The 16,816-nt window shown below is 67.1% G+C and carries 17 protein-coding genes; 8 read left to right on the top strand and 9 right to left on the bottom strand.

The features are described from left to right. Positions 1-741, bottom strand: coding sequence for a serine aminopeptidase domain-containing protein (locus tag R1H25_RS15180; RefSeq protein ID WP_317224004.1), 741 nt, complete (start codon positions 739-741; stop codon positions 1-3). 185 nt (positions 742-926) lie between these two features. Between R1H25_RS15180 and R1H25_RS15175 the strand changes: the two genes are divergently transcribed. Continuing rightward, complete coding sequence (locus R1H25_RS15175; protein WP_317224003.1) at positions 927-1,430, top strand: hypothetical protein; 504 nt, start codon at positions 927-929, stop codon at positions 1,428-1,430. Positions 1,431-1,489: 59 nt separating this feature from the next. Beyond that, positions 1,490-1,735 (top strand): hypothetical protein, encoded by a 246-nt coding sequence (locus R1H25_RS15170; protein WP_373695568.1) that lies wholly within the window; start codon positions 1,490-1,492, stop codon positions 1,733-1,735. Positions 1,736-1,819: 84 nt separating this feature from the next. On the opposite strand, the gene R1H25_RS15165 is transcribed toward R1H25_RS15170, so the two are convergent. Further along, positions 1,820-3,946, bottom strand: coding sequence for a methyl-accepting chemotaxis protein (locus tag R1H25_RS15165; protein ID WP_317224001.1), 2,127 nt, complete (start codon positions 3,944-3,946; stop codon positions 1,820-1,822). A 235-nt stretch (positions 3,947-4,181) separates the two neighbouring features. Here R1H25_RS15165 and R1H25_RS15160 point away from each other — a divergent pair, with 235 nt between their 5' ends. Both R1H25_RS15160 and R1H25_RS15155 read left to right on the top strand, forming a co-directional pair. Next, positions 4,182-5,144, top strand: a complete 963-nt coding sequence (locus R1H25_RS15160; RefSeq protein ID WP_317224000.1) for a L,D-transpeptidase family protein — start codon at positions 4,182-4,184, stop codon at positions 5,142-5,144. A 4-nt stretch (positions 5,145-5,148) separates the two neighbouring features. Next, positions 5,149-5,805: a M23 family metallopeptidase gene (locus R1H25_RS15155; protein WP_317223999.1), complete on the top strand. Its 657-nt coding sequence runs from the start codon at positions 5,149-5,151 to the stop codon at positions 5,803-5,805. Here R1H25_RS15155 and R1H25_RS15150 read toward each other — a convergent pair. From R1H25_RS15150 to hflK, 5 genes are all read right to left on the bottom strand, one after another. Next, positions 5,741-6,409 carry a hypothetical protein gene (locus R1H25_RS15150; RefSeq protein WP_262238597.1) on the bottom strand — a complete coding sequence of 223 codons (669 nt, stop codon included), beginning with the start codon at positions 6,407-6,409 and terminating at the stop codon, positions 5,741-5,743. The genes R1H25_RS15155 and R1H25_RS15150 overlap by 65 nt on opposite strands. Positions 6,410-6,532: 123 nt before the next feature. Next, on the bottom strand, positions 6,533-7,825 hold the full coding sequence (locus tag R1H25_RS15145) for an adenylosuccinate synthase (RefSeq protein ID WP_049444708.1): 1,293 nt from the start codon (positions 7,823-7,825) through the stop codon (positions 6,533-6,535). Between the two features lie 325 nt (positions 7,826-8,150). Then, entirely contained in the window at positions 8,151-8,336 is a 186-nt protein-coding gene (locus tag R1H25_RS15140; protein ID WP_005414170.1) for a DUF2065 family protein, read from the bottom strand. 66 nt (positions 8,337-8,402) lie between these two features. Next, positions 8,403-9,266 (bottom strand): protease modulator HflC, encoded by an 864-nt coding sequence (locus R1H25_RS15135; RefSeq protein WP_317223998.1) that lies wholly within the window; start codon positions 9,264-9,266, stop codon positions 8,403-8,405. After that, positions 9,263-10,396: an FtsH protease activity modulator HflK gene (hflK, locus tag R1H25_RS15130; RefSeq protein WP_317223997.1), complete on the bottom strand. Its 1,134-nt coding sequence runs from the start codon at positions 10,394-10,396 to the stop codon at positions 9,263-9,265. The genes R1H25_RS15135 and hflK overlap by 4 nt, the downstream gene beginning before the upstream one ends. A 153-nt stretch (positions 10,397-10,549) precedes the next feature. Between hflK and R1H25_RS15125 the strand changes: the two genes are divergently transcribed. Together R1H25_RS15125 and pilH are read left to right on the top strand one after the other, a co-directional pair. Continuing rightward, a complete protein-coding gene (locus R1H25_RS15125; protein ID WP_317223996.1) occupies positions 10,550-11,545 on the top strand; it encodes a YhdH/YhfP family quinone oxidoreductase in 996 nt (331 codons plus the stop codon). An 88-nt stretch (positions 11,546-11,633) separates the two neighbouring features. Further along, the gene (pilH, locus tag R1H25_RS15120) at positions 11,634-12,005 is read left to right on the top strand and encodes a twitching motility response regulator PilH (protein ID WP_005410644.1); all 372 of its coding nucleotides are present in this window, start codon (positions 11,634-11,636) and stop codon (positions 12,003-12,005) included. Positions 12,006-12,120: 115 nt separating this feature from the next. Here the strand turns inward: pilH and R1H25_RS15115 are convergent, their stop codons facing one another. Then, positions 12,121-13,014: a DnaJ C-terminal domain-containing protein gene (locus R1H25_RS15115; RefSeq protein WP_049444715.1), complete on the bottom strand. Its 894-nt coding sequence runs from the start codon at positions 13,012-13,014 to the stop codon at positions 12,121-12,123. A gap of 261 nt (positions 13,015-13,275) precedes the next feature. Here R1H25_RS15115 and R1H25_RS15110 point away from each other — a divergent pair, with 261 nt between their 5' ends. Next, positions 13,276-13,758: a peroxiredoxin gene (locus tag R1H25_RS15110; RefSeq protein WP_317223995.1), complete on the top strand. Its 483-nt coding sequence runs from the start codon at positions 13,276-13,278 to the stop codon at positions 13,756-13,758. 29 nt (positions 13,759-13,787) lie between these two features. Continuing rightward, the gene (locus tag R1H25_RS15105; protein WP_057499874.1) at positions 13,788-14,363 is read left to right on the top strand and encodes a bacterioferritin; all 576 of its coding nucleotides are present in this window, start codon (positions 13,788-13,790) and stop codon (positions 14,361-14,363) included. A 57-nt stretch (positions 14,364-14,420) separates the two neighbouring features. On the opposite strand, the gene pbpC is transcribed toward R1H25_RS15105, so the two are convergent. Then, a complete protein-coding gene (pbpC, locus tag R1H25_RS15100; protein ID WP_317223994.1) occupies positions 14,421-16,802 on the bottom strand; it encodes a penicillin-binding protein 1C in 2,382 nt (793 codons plus the stop codon). Between the last annotated feature and the right edge of the window lie 14 nt (positions 16,803-16,816).

Below are 16,816 nucleotides of genomic sequence, written 5' to 3'. Positions count from 1 at the left end.
TCAGGGTGACAGCGTCCTCATCCACGCGGCGACTTCGGCTGCAGCTGCGTCGGCGCGCGCCTGCAGCAGCAGGTGTGGCGCCTCCAACGACACATGGCGGGCCTCGGGCAACAGGGCCTGCAGCTCGGCCACGCTGGGTGGCCACAGCAGGCGGTCATGGCACGCGTGCAGGCACAGCGTCGGCACTTCGATTGCCGGCAGCAATGCGCGTACGTCGACCCGCAGGGTCGCTGCGGCGCGTTGCCGCAATGTGGCCGCCGGAATCCGGGCCAGCGCATCGCGCAGCATCGACAGGTGCTCGCGGGTGCGCCACCGCCCCAGCAGCAGGCGCGCCAGCAACGCCACGGGAGGCAGAGGCCAGGCCGGCGTCAGCAGGGCTGCGCTGGCTGCCGGCAATGGCACCGGCCGACGCGCGAAGGTCGCGGCAAGCACCAGTCCACGCAGCCCGCCGGGCTGTCGCGCGGCCAGTTCAATCGCCAACGGGCCCGAGAAGGACTCGGCAAGCAGGATGAAGGGATGGCCCGGCAGCTGCGACCACAGCCGTTGAGCAAGCGTGGCGTGATCCTGCCCTCCCTGCGCAGGCAGCGTGATCGCCTGCGTCGTCAGCCCATGGGCCTGAAGTGCTGACAGAAACGGGGTCGACAGACAGCCGGAACCATCCAGGCCGGGCAGCATCAGCACGTCCTGGGGCGCGGCCGATCCTGAATCACAGTCCGGTTTTTCCTCGCCCCTGATTCCCATGCCACCTCCTTTGTTGGCAAGCATCGCCCACATCGGCAGACAACGGTACCTCTGCTCCCGCTATCCTGCTGCTTTGCCGGTCAAGGTTGAGCGATACTCCCCGCTCTGCCGCGGGACGCGGCTGCCAAGGAGAGCCTCTGATACGATGGACCTACGCGCTGGCCATGATGGCCATGATGGCCATGATGCTGCCACTGAACAGCTCCGCCAGCGATGGCTGGATAAGCGGGGACGGCAAGGCAATGCCGGAGACCGATGCCATGAAATCCAGCGGTGGCTTTGCGGCATCGCTGCTGGTCACCTCCGATGCCGACTGGCGGGCCAAGTGGGAAACCCCACCAGAGACCACTCCAGGTTTTACCCAGGCCGACGAAGTCCACCCGGGCGGTGAATTGTTCCTGCTGACATTCCTGTCCAACCCGCAACTGGATGAGAACCGCGTACCCAAGGTGCACTGCGATCTGCGCATGCTGCGCCCGGACGGCAGTACCAGCATCGACGAACGCGATGTTCCCTGTTTCACCGCTGCCCTGCCCGGCCCGCCAACCCTGTTGTACATGACCAACCTGCACCTGAAGTTCGTGGCCGAGGCCAGTGATCCGAAAGGCACGTGGACTGCGCAGGTGGTGGTCAGGGATCTGCTGCGGAATGTGAGCCTGCCTCTGCAGGCTCGCTTCGACGTCCGTTGAACGGAGGCGTGCGGATGAAAGTGCAGCGCTTGCTGAGCTGGACTGGACTTGCGCTTTGCGTGGTCTACCTGCTGTTGACCGCATGGCTGGTTCACGGCGCGCAGTCGGATGCGGACCCGAAGGGGACCTACATCCTGATGGCGCTCCCCATCACCCTGCAGTCTGCCGCGCTTGATGCCATCGGCGCAGGCAGCCTGTTGTACGGCAAACCCTGGTCGACCGCGTATGCGGTGCTGGTACCGCCAACACTGCTGTTGCTGTACGCGGCAGGTTGGTTGATCGAGCGTTCTGCGCGCGGGCGCTAGCGGCACTCAACCGTTGCGTGCATCGACGCCCTGCATGCGGGTCATCGCATGCAGAGCGCCATCCAACATCGCGCCGCCGTTGGCTTACGCCGCGCGCGCAGGCACGATGGACTTGCGCGCACCCTGCTCCAGCTGGAACACCGACACCGACGTGGTCAGCGCATGCGCCTGCTCCTCCAGCGCGCGGCTGGCCGCGGTGGCTTCTTCCACCAGGGCGGCGTTCTGCTGGGTCACCTGGTCCATCTGCACCACCACCTGGTTGACCTGCTCGATGCCGGCGGCCTGTTCCCTGCTGGCCGCTGCGATGTCGCTCATCAGCTGGGTGGTGCGCGAACTGGCCTGGGCCACGCGCGCGATCGCGGCTTCCGATTCAACGGTCACCGCCAGGCCACTCTTCACCTTGGCAGCAGCGTCTTCGATCAGCTCCTTGATCTCCTTGGCGGCGACACCGGCACGCTGTGCGAGCGTGCGTACCTCGCTGGCGACCACGGCGAAACCGCGCCCCTGCTCGCCTGCACGTGCGGCTTCCACCGCAGCATTCAGTGCCAGGATGTTGGTCTGGAACGCGATGCCGTCGATCACCGTGGAGATTTCCGAGATGCGTGCCGAGGACTGATCGATCTCACCCATGACCGACGCCATCTGTGCCATCGCCTGTTCGGTCTCGCGCACGGCGGCACCGGCGGCATGCGCTTCACTGTCAGCCTGGCGCGCCAGCTCGGCGTTCTGACGCACGGTGGAGGTCAGTTCCTCCATCGATGCGGCGGCTTCTTCCAGATTGGCCGCCTGCTGCTCGGTACGGCGCGACAGGTCGTTGTTGCCGGCCGCCAGCTCCTGCGCCGCGTTGTTGATGCTGTCAGCGGCTACCTGGATGCCACGCACGATGCCGGTCAGCTGGGCGGTGGTGGTGTTGGCGTCGTCGCGCATGCGCGCGAACACGCCGTCGTACTCGCCATCCATGCGTGCGGTCAGGTCGCCGTGCGAGATCGCGCGCAGCACGTCGGAAACATCGGCGATGCTGGCCTGCGAACTGGCCATCATGCCGTTGAGGTGCTCGACCATCGCCTTGAACTGGTACTGGAACACGGCGGCGTCGCCGCGCATGCTGAAGTCACCGGCACGGGCGGCACGGGCCAGTTCATCGATCTGCGCGTTGATCGCCATCAGGCTCTGCTTCACCGCGGCCAGGGTGCGGGTCAGCGTGCCCTTCTCGCCCGGGTAATCCGGCAGGTCGCGGCTGAGGTCACCGATGGCGTAGCGCTGCATCACCTCGGCCATCAGCAGTTCCACCTCCACGTGCGATTCGACCAGGCTGTTGGTGGCCTGCACCATGCGGCCGAAATCACCGGGGAAGGCGCTGGCGTCCATGCGATAGCGGATCGCACCGGCCTCGTGCTGTTCGGCCATCTGCAGCTGCGCGCCGATCGCCGCCTGCACGCTCTGGCGGACGCTGGCCATGGCTTCACCCAGCTGGGTCAGCTCATCGCGGCCGCCGAGGCGGAACTCCTGGTCCAGCTGTCCCTTGGACAGGCGTTCGGCCAGGTTCACCGCGCGCGCCAGCGGACCGGTCAGGCTGCGGCCGATCATCACCGAGGCACCGATACCGACCAGCAGTGCAACACCACCCAGCACCAGCAACTGCAGCAGGCTGCGCTCGCCCAGGCGGATCGCCTCGGCGGCCGCATCGCGGCTTTCCTTCTCTTCGAAGTCCACACCGTCCGACAGCGCCTTGTTCCAGCCATTGGCCGCTTCCTGTACCGGGCCCAGGGTCAGCGCCACGGCGCCCGGGTAGTCGCCCTGCTCCATCAGTTCGCTGGTCTGCTTGTTGAGCGGACGCGCGATGGCACGCTTGGCCGCGATGGTTTCGGCAATGGCCTTGCCCTGGGCGTCGCTGGGCAACGCCTGGTAGGCAGTCCAGCTGGCCTCATAGCGCTTGACCAGGCCGGCGATGCGCTTCTCGTCGCTGCCACGGTCTTCGCCCTGGCGGATCAGCATTTCGCGGCGCACCACCATCATCTGGTTGTTGGCATCGAGCATCTGCGACAACAGGCGCACCTTGGCCACGCTGACATCGACCACCTGCTGCATCGCGCGCTTCTGCACGACACTGGCGGTGGCACCGGTGGCCACCACAGCGGCAACCAGCAGCAGCAACAGGCCAAAGCCCAGCCCAAGACGCCAGGCAACCCTGACGTTCCTCAAGTAGTTCATGGGGGTATCCAAAACGGGGGGATGCGCCCTTATCGGCGGCCTGGCAGGCAATCTTGATCGCCGCTCATCGATGGCGTCGGGCACCGTTCACCTTGGTGAGACTCCGGCCCGGCGGCATCTACGCCCGGGATCGGTCTGCTACGGGCATGGCTGCTCATGCGGGCGTCAGATCGCTTTCACGGTGGCTCTGCGCGGGCTGCAGGCAAGGTTGTGGCGCCATCTGCTGGAGATCCCAATGCCTTTACTTGTGTCCCGATCCGCCCTGCTCGCTTTGTCGCTCCTGGCATCGCCTGCGTTCGCGCAGGCGCCGCCGCCTGGACTGCCTGCCCCCATTGCCGAGAAGGCAGGACCGGACACCGCACCACGATCTGCCCTGCACGCCCAGGTGCTGCTGGATCGCGCGAATTTCTCTCCCGGCCAGATCGACGGCGAAGTGGGCAGCAACCAGCGGCGCGCAGTGTCGGGTTTCCAGGCGGCGCGTGGGCTGACGGTAACGGGTGAACTGGATGACGCCACGTGGAAGGCCCTGCAGGCCGAGACGGTCGGGCCGCTGGCCGGTTACACGCTGACCGCCGAGGATGTCGCCGGTCCGTTCGAGGCAATTCCCAAAGGGCCCGCTGCCCAGGCCAAGCTGAAATCGCTGGGCTACGGCAATGTTGAAGAAGCACTGGGCGAGCGCTTCCATACTTCCCCTGAGCTGCTGAAGGTGCTCAATCCGGGTATTGATCTGGCCAAGGCGGGCAGCCACATCCAGGTGCCCAACATCGCACCGGCGGCATTGCCGAAGGCGACGAAGATCGTGGTCGATAAATCCGACTCCACCCTGCAGCTGCTGGATGCGCAGGGCAAGGTGATCGCGCAGGTGCCGGTGTCGTCCGGCAGCCAGCACGACCCGTTGCCGATCGGCGAATGGAAGATCCTGGGTGTGTACCGCGACCCGCCGTTCCACTACAACCCGAAGCTGTTCTGGGATGCCCGAAAAGGTGAAAAGAAGGCGACACTGCCGCCGGGCCCGAACAATCCGGTCGGCCGGGTCTGGATCGACCTGTCCAAGCCACACTACGGCCTGCATGGCACGCCCGAGCCCGGCCATGTCGGCAAGACCGAGTCGCATGGCTGCGTGCGCATGACCAACTGGGATGCGCTGCGTGTGGCCGATGCGGTGGATACCTCGGTACCCGTGGTGATGCAGGAGTGAGCCGATGCGTCTTTCGCAGCTGATCGTACTGGGCGTTCTGCTGGGGCTGAGTGCAGGCTGGTGGCTGCACCGCGATGCAGGTGAGCCGGTGGCGGTTGCCCAGCCCGCAGTGCAACCTGCGGTGGCTGCGGCTGCAACGCCGCGCGTGGACGGCCCGGCTCCCACGGCCGCGCCGCCGTCCAACGCCACCGATGCGCCAACCGGTCTGCTGCTGCCGGTGCAGGGCATCCAGGCGTCCCAGCTGCGCGACACGTTCACCGATGCACGCAGCGAGGGCCGCGTGCACGATGCCATCGACATCATGACCACCGCCGGCACGCCGGTGCTGGCGGTGGCCGATGGCACCGTGGAAAAACTGTTCGACAGCGAACGCGGTGGCTTGACGATCTACCAGTTCGAGCCCAGTGGCCGCTGGTGCTACTACTACGCGCATCTGCAGCGCTACGCCGATGGCCTGGCGGAGAAGCAGGTGATCAAGCGCGGAGACGTCATCGGCTATGTCGGCAGCACCGGCAACGCCAGTGCCGAGGCTCCGCATCTGCACTTTGAAGTGCACGTGCTGGGGCCGGAGAAGCAGTGGTGGAAGGGGGAATCGATCAATCCGTATCCGTTGCTGGAATCGGCTGCTTCGACGCCCGACGCTGCCAGCGTCGCAAAGTGATGGTGAATGCCGCCAGGGCAGCACCGGGAATCAGCAGGAACAAGGCCGCCACCTTCCAGAAAAAGAACGGCCACAGCCACAGGTAGTCCAGGTCGGTCAGCTTCAGCACGTCCATCGGCGGCAGCAGGTCCACCGAGGCCGCACGGCCGGCCAGCGCCGGGTCGACCTCCAGCACGGTCAGCCGCAGCGAGGAACGGCCACGCGGCAGTGCATCACCGCGGCCGTAGCCGAAGTACGAGGCGGCGAACCTGTCTCGCTCGACCGATTCCAGTGCGCGGTGGATCTCTGGACCGGTCGTCGCCGAGCGGCTGTCCGCGCGGAACTCGGTGCGATCGGTCGGGGTGTCCGCGCGCAGGCGCAGCTCGGGATCGACCGCCGGATCGGCGCTGTCATCCGCATAGCGCAGGCGCAGTCGCAGCGGGTCGTCGATGAAGCGGTACACCGTGATCTCGGCGGTCGCGCCCGGCTGCAGCACCAACGGCAGGGTCTGCGTGCGCGAAGCCAGGTAATTGGCGAGCGCGCCCAGCACCAGCACGATGCAGGCCAGCGTCCACAGGCTCCACAGCAGCCACAGGGTCACCCGTACGACCGTCTCGCCCTTCATGCCGAAGTTTCCGTCATCGCTGCGCTTCCCCGCCGGCTGTGCCGCCACAGTATCGAAAACGAAAAAGCCCCGCTTTCGCGGGGCTCTTCCTGTCACCTACGCCGGGCATCGCCCGGCGCTACCTCAGGCGAACGGATCCTGCAGGACCATGGTGTGGTCGCGGTCCGGGCCGGTGGAAACGATGCTGATCGGGCAACCGGCCAGTTCTTCCAGCGAACGCAGGTAGGCACGTGCGGCCGGCGGCAGGTCATCCCAGTTGGTGATGCCGTGAGTGTTCTCGGTCCAGCCCGGGAACTCCAGGTACACCGGGGTGCACTCTTCCCAGCCCTGCGCGTCCAGCGGCGCGTACTCGGTGCGCTTGCCGTTGTATTCGTACGCGATGCAGACCTTCAGCTTTTCCATGCCGTCCAGCACGTCCAGCTTGGTGATGCACAGGCCGCTGATGCCGTTGATGGCCACGGCACGCTTCAGCGCGACGATGTCCATCCAGCCGCAGCGACGCGGACGACCGGTCGAAGCGCCGTACTCGGCGCCGCGGTCACGGATGCCCTGGCCGATTTCATCGTCCAGCTCGGTCGGGAACGGGCCGCCGCCGACGCGCGTGGCGTAGGCCTTGGCGATGCCCAGCACGTAGTCGATCGCATCGGCGCCGACACCGGCACCCGCCAGCGCACCACCGACGGTGGTGTTGGAGCTGGTGACATACGGGTAGGTGCCGTGGTCGATGTCCAGCAGTGCGCCCTGCGCGCCTTCGAACAGCACGCGCTTACCCTGCTTGCGCAGGTCGTGCAGGATGCCGGCCACGTCGGACTTCATCGGCTGCACGTATTCGCCGAAGGCCAGCGCTTCGTCGAAGGTCTTCTGGAAATCGACCGCATCGGTGTTCAGATACTTGGTCAGCACGAAGTTGTGGTAATCCAGCGCGGTGCGCAGCAGCTCTTCCAGCTGCTTCGGATAATGCAGGTCGGCGATGCGGATGCCGCGGCGCGCCACCTTGTCTTCGTAGGCCGGGCCGATGCCACGGCCGGTGGTGCCGATTGCCTTGCCACCGGCAGCGCGCTCGCGCGCCTGGTCCAGGGCGATGTGGTACGGCATGATCAGCGGCGCGGCCGGGGAGATCTTCAGGCGCGAACGCACTTCCACGCCGGAGGCTTCCAGCTCGGCGATTTCCTTCTGCAGCGCGGCCGGCGAGATCACCACGCCGTTGCCGATCAGGCACAGCGCATCGTCACGCAGGATGCCCGACGGGATCAGGTGCAGGACGGTCTTCTTACCGTTGATGACCAAGGTGTGGCCGGCATTGTGGCCGCCCTGGAAGCGCACGACGGCGCCGATTTCCTCAGTGAGCAGATCGACGATCTTGCCCTTGCCTTCATCGCCCCACTGGGCACCAAGCACTACGACAGACTGACCCATGACGGGCTCCTCATATGTTGCGGCCATCGGGGCCGCGGACGGGTAAACCGTGGCGGGGCTGGCCAGCACCTGGAGGGCGGCTCCAAACGGGGAGCGGCCGGCGATGGAAGGCCCAGACACAGAAAAAGCCGAACGGGGAGGCCCGTCCGGCTTTTGTGCATTATCCGGGTTTCCAGGGTCGGGTGCCACCTTTCCGACGGACGGCTTCACCGGCCGGTCAGCCGCCCCGCCCGGTCGTGCCGGCCGCTGGCCGGCAATGCCAACCCAGGTTGGCATCTACCAGAGCCGGGTCACGCATGTGAACGCAGGCGGCCGGGCCGGGCCTTCAGTGCCGCACCCACCACAGCAGGCTCAGGCCGGCCAGCAGCACCAGCCCGCCGAAGCTGCGCAGGGCCGGGCTGGGCAGGTCCAGCAGGCGCTCGGCCATGCGCTTCCAGGCGAACGGCGCGACGAACAGGAACAGGCCTTCCAGCACCGCCACCAGGCAGACGGCGGCAAACAGATCTTTCATGGGGACTCCGGAAAAAGCACGGGGCCCGGCATTTGGCCGGGCCCCGTGGGGTACTGCCCTGCGACCTCAGCGGTCGTTCTTCAGGTACTGCAGGAACGGGTCATTCTTGTCGAGCACGATCACGCCGTTGCCATCGGTCATGGAGCCACGGTAGGCCTCCAGGCTGCGGTAGAACGCATAGAACGCCGGATCGGCCGAGCCGGCCTTGCCGTAGATGCGGGCCGCATCGGCATCGCCTTCACCGCGCAGGCGCTGGGCATCGCGCTCGGCCTCGGCGATCAGCACGGTGCTGTCACGGTCGGCCTGGGCGCGGATGGTCAGCGACTGCTCCTCGCCTTCGGCGCGCAGCTTGGCGGCTTCCTGCTTGCGCTGGGCGCGCATGCGCTCGTACACGTCGTTGATCACCTGGCTGTCGGTCGGCAGGTCCACCTGCTTGATGCGCAGGTCGATCATCTGCATGCCGAGGCCGGCCACCGCTTCGTTTATCCCCTTCAGCTGCTCGGCGATCAGCTCGCTGCGGTCGCCGGACACCAGCTGCTGCAGCGTGCGCGAGTTGATCTGGTTGCGCAGCGAGTCGGTGATGATCGGTGCCAGGCGGGCGTTGGCAATGCGCGGATCGCCGCCGGTGGCACGGAAGTAGTCACCTACGTTGGAGATGTAGCCGATGGCGAAGAAGTCGACGCTGACGTCCTTCTGCTCGGCGGTGAAGTAGCGCGCCGGCGCGGTGTCGAGCACCTGGAAGCGGCGGTCGAAGACCTTCACCGTTTCCACCACCGGCACCTTGAAGTGCAGGCCCGGCTTGATGTCCGAGCGCACCACCTTGCCCAGGTTCAGGACCATGGCGGTCTGGTCCTCACGGACCACGTACACCGAGCCGAGCAGGCCCAGCACCACCGCCACGATCACGGCGATCCAGATAGGACTCTTCATCGGCTGCCCTCCTCACGGCCGCTCGGTCGCCCGGTCGGGCGGCCCACCGGCCGGCCCGGATCACGGGAAGCTTCCACCGCTGCACCCGGCAGCGACGGCATCACCACGTCCGGGTTGGCCACTGCGGCCGGGGCCGACGTGGTGGGACGGGTGTCGCCGGTCATCGGCACGTAGATCAGCTGGCGGCCATCGCCACCAATCACCTTGCGGTTCTCGCTCAGCACCTGCTGCACGGTCTCCAGCCACAGGCGCTTGCGAGTCACTTCCGGGGCGTCCTTGTACTGGGCCTGCAACAGGCTGAAGCGCTGCGCGTCACCCTCGGCCTTGGACACCACGGCCTGCTTGTAGCCTTCGGCGGTGGTACGGGCACGCGAGGCCTGGCCTCGGGCTTCCGGCACGACCTTGGCGGCGTAGGCCTGGGCTTCGTTGATCAGGCGTTCCTTGACCTGCTGGGCACCGTTGACCTCGTCGAAGGCCGGCTTCACTTCTTCCGGCGGACGGGCGTCCTGCAGGGTCAGGCCGGTCACGGTCAGGCCGGTCTTGAACGCCTTCAGCAGTGCCTGCAGGCGCTCCTCGGCGGCCACGGCCAGCGGGCCACGGTTGTTCAGTACGGCGTTGAGGTCGGCACGGCCGACTTCCTCGCGCACTGCGCTCTGCGCCGACTGCTCCAGCACCTGGTTGGCATCAACGGTGCCGAACAGGTACTGCTGCGGATCGTCGATGCGGTACTGGACGTTCAGCGAGACGTTGACGATGTTCTCGTCACGGGTCAGCACCGGCACCTGGATCGAGAAGGTCTTGATCTCAGTAGCGTTGACCTTGGTGACCGATTCGATCGGCCACGGCAGCTTGAAGTTCGGGCCGGGCTGCAGGATGCGCGAGAACTGGCCGAAGCGCAGCACCACGCCACGCTGCTGTTCGCCGATCAGCTGGAAGCTGGAGAACAGCACCAGCAATACCACCGCTGCCACCACCCAACGCACGACGCCACCGTCGAACAGGTCCTTCAGCGGCCCGGGCAATCCGCCCCAGCCACCACCATTGCCACCGCCGCGCGACCCGAAGGGCCCGCGTCGATTGTCCTCGGGGCCTTGTCCGCCCTTGTTGCCGCCGGGTGTATTCCAGGCCATGCACGCTCCATCAAGATTTGGGCTGCGGCGCGGGCCCTTCCCGCACCGCCAGCCGTGAAACCATCACCGATCATACAAGATGGGGCGGATCGGCAGGATCGAAAGGGGGGCAACGGGGTAAGGTGGCGTTTTCCTCGAAGTCAGGCAACGCCGATGGCCCCCACCACCCCGTTCACCGCCTTCCGCATCAACAATGACGACGCCGGCTACCGCAGCGGCCTGGCCCAGCTCAGGGTCGACGACCTCAACCCCGGCCAGGTGCTGATCCGCGCCCACTGGTCCTCCGTCAACTACAAGGACGCGCTGGCCGGCACCGGCAAGGGGAAGATCCTGCGCCGCTTCCCGCTGGTGGGTGGCATCGACGTGGCCGGCACCGTCGTGGCCAGCACCGACCCGGACTGGCGTGAAGGCGACGCCGTGCTGGCCACCGGCTGCGGCCTCAGCGAGACCCGCGACGGCGGCTACAGCCAGTACGTGCGGCTGGAGTCGCGGGCTGTGATCGCCCAGCCGGCCGGGCTGAGCCCGCGCGAGGCGATGGTGCTGGGCACCGCCGGCTTCACGGCAGCGCTGGCCCTGCTGCGCATGCAGGACAACCGGCAGACCCCGGAGCTCGGCCCGCTGGCGGTCACCGGTGCCAGCGGCGGTGTCGGTGCGCTGGCGCTGTCGATCTTCAGCCGTGCCGGCTACACCGTGCACGCGGTCAGCGGCAAGCCCGACCAGACCGACTTCCTGCACGCCATCGGCGCCGCCGAGGTGCTGCCGCGCGAGGCGCTCTCCGATACCGCCCCGCTGCAGTCGGCCCGCTTCGGTGGGGGCCTCGACAATGCCGGAGGCGACATGCTGGCCAGCCTGCTGGCGCAGACCGTGCCCTACGGCAGCGTGGTCAGTGCTGGCCTGGCAGCCAGCCCGACGCTGGACATGACGGTGATGCCGTTCATCCTGCGCGGCGTCTCACTGCTCGGCGTGTCTTCGGCCAATGCGCCACGCGGACTGCGTGAGGAAGTCTGGGCGCGGCTGGGCAGTGACTGGAAGCCGCAGCACCTGGAACGCATCTGCACCGCCGAAGTCGGTCTCGATGCTCTTCCCGCCGTGTTCGAGCGGATGCTGGCCGGTGGTTCACTGGGACGCACCGTGGTGCGGATCGACTGAACGTCGCAGGCAGGCGACGGACGGCAGACGCGGCCCTCCCGCCGGTAATGGGCCCGCACTACACTGCGGGCATTACATGGGGAACAACATGGCACGCATTCTGATCGTCGACGACTCACCGTCGCAGCTGTTGGGGATACAGCGCATCGTCGAGAAGCTCGGGCACCAGATCCTGACCGCCACCGATGGCGCCGCCGGGGTCGAAACCGCCAAGGCCGAGCTGCCCGACCTGGTCCTGATGGACGTGGTGATGCCCAACCTCAATGGCTTCCAGGCCACCCGCACCCTCGCCCGCGACGAGGCCACCCGGCACATTCCGGTGATCCTGGTGACCACCAAGGACCAGGACACCGACCGCATGTGGGGCATGCGCCAGGGCGCCAAGGCCTACATCACCAAGCCGTTCTCGGAAGACGAACTGTCCGAGGTGCTGGAGCGGGTGTTCGCCGGGCAGGGCTGAGCCGCGCGCGGATGGGTGCCGACCCTGGTCGGCACGCTCTTGTCTGGTAGGTGCCAACCTTGGTTGGCACGCTTTTGTAGAGTCGAGCCATGCTCGACTCCACATAACCAAAGCCTCAGATCGTCTCGCCGAACGCCTTGGCCAGATTGCGGTAGGCCTTCTTCTGCGCCTCGTCGGTCGCGGCCGGGGCCACGATCTCGATTTCGACGATCTGGTCGCCATCGGGGTTGCCCGGCAGGCCACGCCCGCGCAGGCGCAGCTTGCGGCCGGCATCGGAATCGGCCGGAATCTTCAGCTCCACCGCACCGCCCAGGGTCGGCACGCTGATGCTGGTGCCCAGCGCGGCCTGCCACGGCGTGAGCGGCAGCGTATAGAGGATGTTGCGGCCGTCGACCTCGAACTGCGGGTGGGCGGCGTATTCCACTTCCAGCAGCAGGTTGCCGCCATGGTTGCCCTGCCCTGCCAGGCGGATCACCTGGCCCGGACGGATGCCCTTGGGCACGCGCACGTCCAGCTGCTTGCCGTTGACGGTGATGCGCAGGCTGTCGCCGCTGTAGGCCGCTTCCAGCGGTACCGACAGCTTGGCGCGGGTGTCGCGGTTGGGTGCGTGGCCCTGGCTGCTGAAGCCCGGGCCCGGGCCAGCGCCGCCACCGCCACGCTGGCGCGCGAACAGGCTCTCGAAGAAGTCGCTGAAGCCGCCATTGGGGCCACCGCCGCCAAACACTTCCTCGAAGTTGAAGCCACCGGCACCGCCGTAGTTCGGCGGCACGTTGAATTCCTCGCCAGGGCGGTAGCCCTGTGCGCGCAGCTGGTCGTAGGCAGCGCGCTTCTCCGGGTCGCGCAGCGCCTCGTAGGCCTCGTTGACCGCCTTGAACTTGTCTTCGGCCCCGGCCTCCTTGCTGACGTCCGGGTGGTACTTGCGTGCCAGCCGACGATAGGCGGTCTTGATCTCCGCCTCGCCCGCGCTCGGTTCCACCCCCAGGGTGGCATAGTAATCCTTGAATTCCATCCAGCTACCTCGATCTGCTTCGGCCGCGCCGGTGGCGCCGCCCCGGGTTCATTCTACGCGCCGGCGATGCTACGCCGCCCCTCGTGCGGCCCCGGTGAGGCCGACTGATCCTGCGCAATGCGGCTGCCATCCCCGTGCCCCACGCTGTGTCTGGAAGCCCTTGCCGCAAAGCCTGAAGATGGGGCCTGCACGCGGGTTTTCCAATGTCTTGACGTCCCTGTCCCATCCGGCCCACTAGCCTGCCCCAGCAAGGAGTTCCCCATGACCATCCATGTCGGCGACCGCATTCCGGAAGTGACCCTCAAGCGCATACGCGAGGGCATCGAAACACTCGATACGCATTCGCTGTTCGATGCGCGCAAGGTGGTGTTGTTCGCCGTGCCCGGCGCGTTCAACCCAACCTGCTCGGCGCGCCACCTGCCCGGCTACGTCGAGAAATTCCAGGCATTCCGCCAGCGCGGCATTGATGTCTACTGCATGGCCGTCAACGACCCGTTCGTGATGAAGGCCTGGGCCGCCGACCAGAGCGTGCCCGACGGCCTGCTGATGCTGTCCGACGGCAACGCCGAGCTGACGCGCGCCCTGGGTCTGGAGCTTGATGCCAGCGCCTCGGGCATGGGCATCCGTTCGCGCCGCTTCGCCCTGTATGTCGACGACGGCGTAGTCCGAGAGGCCTGGGTTGAACAGCCCGGCCAGTTCGAAGTGTCTTCGGCCGAGTACGTGCTGGAGCATCTTCCCACCTGATTCCCCACCGCAGAAGGAAACGGCCAGCCATGTCCAGCAAGCCAGCCAAAGCCAGCAAGCCCGCCGCAAACGTTCCCGGCATCAGCGACCGCGAGACGCTGCGCGAGCGCGCCCGGCGCAACATCGAAGACGGCGCGATCACCGACAGCTACAGCGCCGACCGCAAGGTGGTGATCAAGCTGCTCAACGACGCCCTGGCTACCGAGTATGTGTGCGTGCTGCGCTACTACCGGCACTACTTCATGGCCAAGGGCATGCTGGCCGACGCGGTCAAAGCCGAATTCCTCGAGCATGCACAGCAGGAACAGGCGCACGCCGGCAAGCTGGCCGAGCGCATCGTCCAGCTCGGCGGCGAGCCGGACTTCAACCCGGATACGCTGACAGCGCGCTCGCATGCCGAATACAAGGAAGGCAGCGACCTGCGCGACATGGTCCGCGAGAACCTGGTGGCCGAACGCATCGCCATCGACAGCTACCGCGAGATGATCAACTTCATCGGCGACCGCGATACCACCACCAAGCGCATTCTTGAAGAGATCCTCGCGCAGGAAGAGGAACACGCCGACGAGTTCGCCGACCTGCTGGATGGGTGGATCGGGGAATGATCCGGTCGATGCCCACCTTGGTGGGCGCATTCATTGCGTGCCAACCAAGGTTGGCACCTACCGGAGGACGTTGAACCTTACCTGCGTCCACGCGCCATCGGCCGCCAGCGCGGTCAGGGTGTGCGCGCCCGGCTCGGCGAACTCCCGCTGCATCAACTGCGCGCCGCGGGTCTGTGCGATCCAGCGTCCATCCAGCAACCAGTCCACCGTCTGCTCGCTGCCCAGCGCGCGCAGTTGCAGGCGTACGCCATGTTCCGAATTCGGCGCGCGCGCCAGCGTGGCGCCATCGTTGAGCCCGTCGATGTGCAGCGCGACGCTGGCCTCGCGGCCATCATCACGGCAGTCCGGCGACAGCGCCGGCAGCTGCGAGGCTTCGCGCGTTGCCTTGGACAGCCACGGCGACAACAACGCCGGCCAGCGCGCGATCTCTCGCGCGACTTCTTCGTGCGGCAAGCGGCAATCGGCTGACACGCGCATACCGGTACGCGCATCGGCAAGGTAGCGCTGCCGACCCGGCTGCCAACGCCGTGCTTCGCGTTCGGGAAAGGTCGGCGGTGCCGCGCCGTCCAGCAGGTAGGCCGACATCCGCCGCTGGCACAGTGCCGCAGGCAGCTCCTCGGCACGTTCGCCGGTCGGCCAGCAGATGTCTTCCTGGCTGACACTGGCCGGCATCGGCGCAGCAGCGGAATCGCCACGCTGGCGCGGCAGGCTGTCCACCACTTCAAACATCAGCGGCAGCGCAGTGACCGCCCCGTACTGGCCTGGCAACGGCGTGCCATCTGGCCGCCCCACCCAAACGCCCACGGTGTAGTGGCGGGTACTGCCGATCGCCCACGCATCGCGGTACCCGTAACTGGTGCCGGTCTTCCACGCCACGCGCGGGCGGCCACCGACATCGAACGTACCAATGCTGTACCCCGGGCGCGGGTTCGACTCCAGCATCTCGCGCACGATCCAGCTGGCGCCTGGCGAGGCCAAGCGCCGCTCGATCATCGGCTCGTCGTCGGTGTAACGCACGCGGCCGGCGATGCCGTTGCGGTTGAGCGCAGCGAACGCGCCGACCAGGTCTTCCAGCCGCGCGCCAGTGCCGCCGAGGATCAGCGACAGGTTGGGCGTGCTGCCCGGCGGGAAGCGCAGCTGGATGCCGGAGTGAGACAAGCGTGCAGCGAAGCGCGCGGCCCCGACCCGCTGCAGCAGATCCACCGAGGGCACGTTGAGCGACAGGCGCAATGCGCTGGAGGCGCCGATCGGTCCATTGAAGGCCATGTCGAAGTTGCCGGGGCGGTAGCTGCCGAAACTCTGCGGCGCATCGACCAGTAGGCTTTCCGAATGGATCAGGCCATCGTCCAGCGCCATTGCATACAGGAACGGCTTGAGCGTGGAGCCCGGCGAACGCCAGGCCTGCACCATGTCCACGTGGCCGAGCCGCTGGCGGTCACCGAACGCCAGCGTGCCCACATAGGCGCGCGCCTGCAGGGTCTGGTTGTCGACCACCAGCAGGGCGGCAGAGGTGCGCTCCGGCAGCGTCGAGAAATAGCTGGCCACGCGTTCTTCCAGCGTGCGCTGCAGGCCGATGTCGATGCTGCTCTGGATGCGTGCCTGGCCCGGATGCGCCGAATGCAGGCGCTGCGCCAGCAGTGCGGCGTGCAGCGGCGGCCGCAGCGAGCGTGCCACCACGTTTTCGACGCGCGCATCTTCCACTTCTTCCGCTGTCCACGCACCCAGTTCGGCCATGCGTGACAGCACCTTGTCACGCGCCTTCTGTGCCGCTTCCGGATGGCGGTCCGGGCGCAGCCGGCTTGGCGCCTGCGGCAGCACTGCCAGCAGTGCGGCCTCGGCATGTGACAGCTGTGCCGCCGGCTTGCCCAGATAGGCCCAGCTGGCCGCTTCCACGCCCTCGATGGTGCCGCCGTAGGGCGCGCGCTCCAGGTACAGCGCCAGGATCTCCTGCTTGCTCAGATGCACTTCCAGCTGCACCGCGCGCAGCATCTGCTTGAGCTTTCCCCAGGGCGTACGCGTATGCGGATCGAGGATGCGTGCGACCTGCATGGTCAGGGTCGAGCCACCGGAAACGATGCGACCGCCGCGCAGCAGCTGGCCGCTGGCACGCAGGATCGCCAGCGGGTTGATGCCCGGATGACGCCAGAACCAGCGGTCTTCGTAGGTCAGCAACGCCTGCAGGTACAGCGGCGAGACGCTCTCAGTCGAGGCAGGATAGCGCCACACGCCCTCGGCATCGGCGAATGCACGCAGCGGCGTGCCGTCGACGGCCACTACCAGGGTGCTGGTATCACGCTGCTTCGGCAGCGGCGGCGGGAAGGCGAAATCCAGCACCAGCAGCAGCGCCAGCGTGGCGGCCGTACCCCAGCGCAACCACGGCCACAGCGGCCGCAGCCGGCGGCGCAGGGCCGCCAGCCGGGTCTTCATTGCGTCTTTCATTGCGAATTGCCATC

This window comes from Stenotrophomonas veracruzanensis, from assembly GCF_032911525.1.
Classification (GTDB): Bacteria; Pseudomonadota; Gammaproteobacteria; order Xanthomonadales; family Xanthomonadaceae; genus Stenotrophomonas; species Stenotrophomonas africana.
Note: the sequence above shows the minus strand (reverse complement) of the source record. Positions and strands in the feature narration are given on the sequence as shown.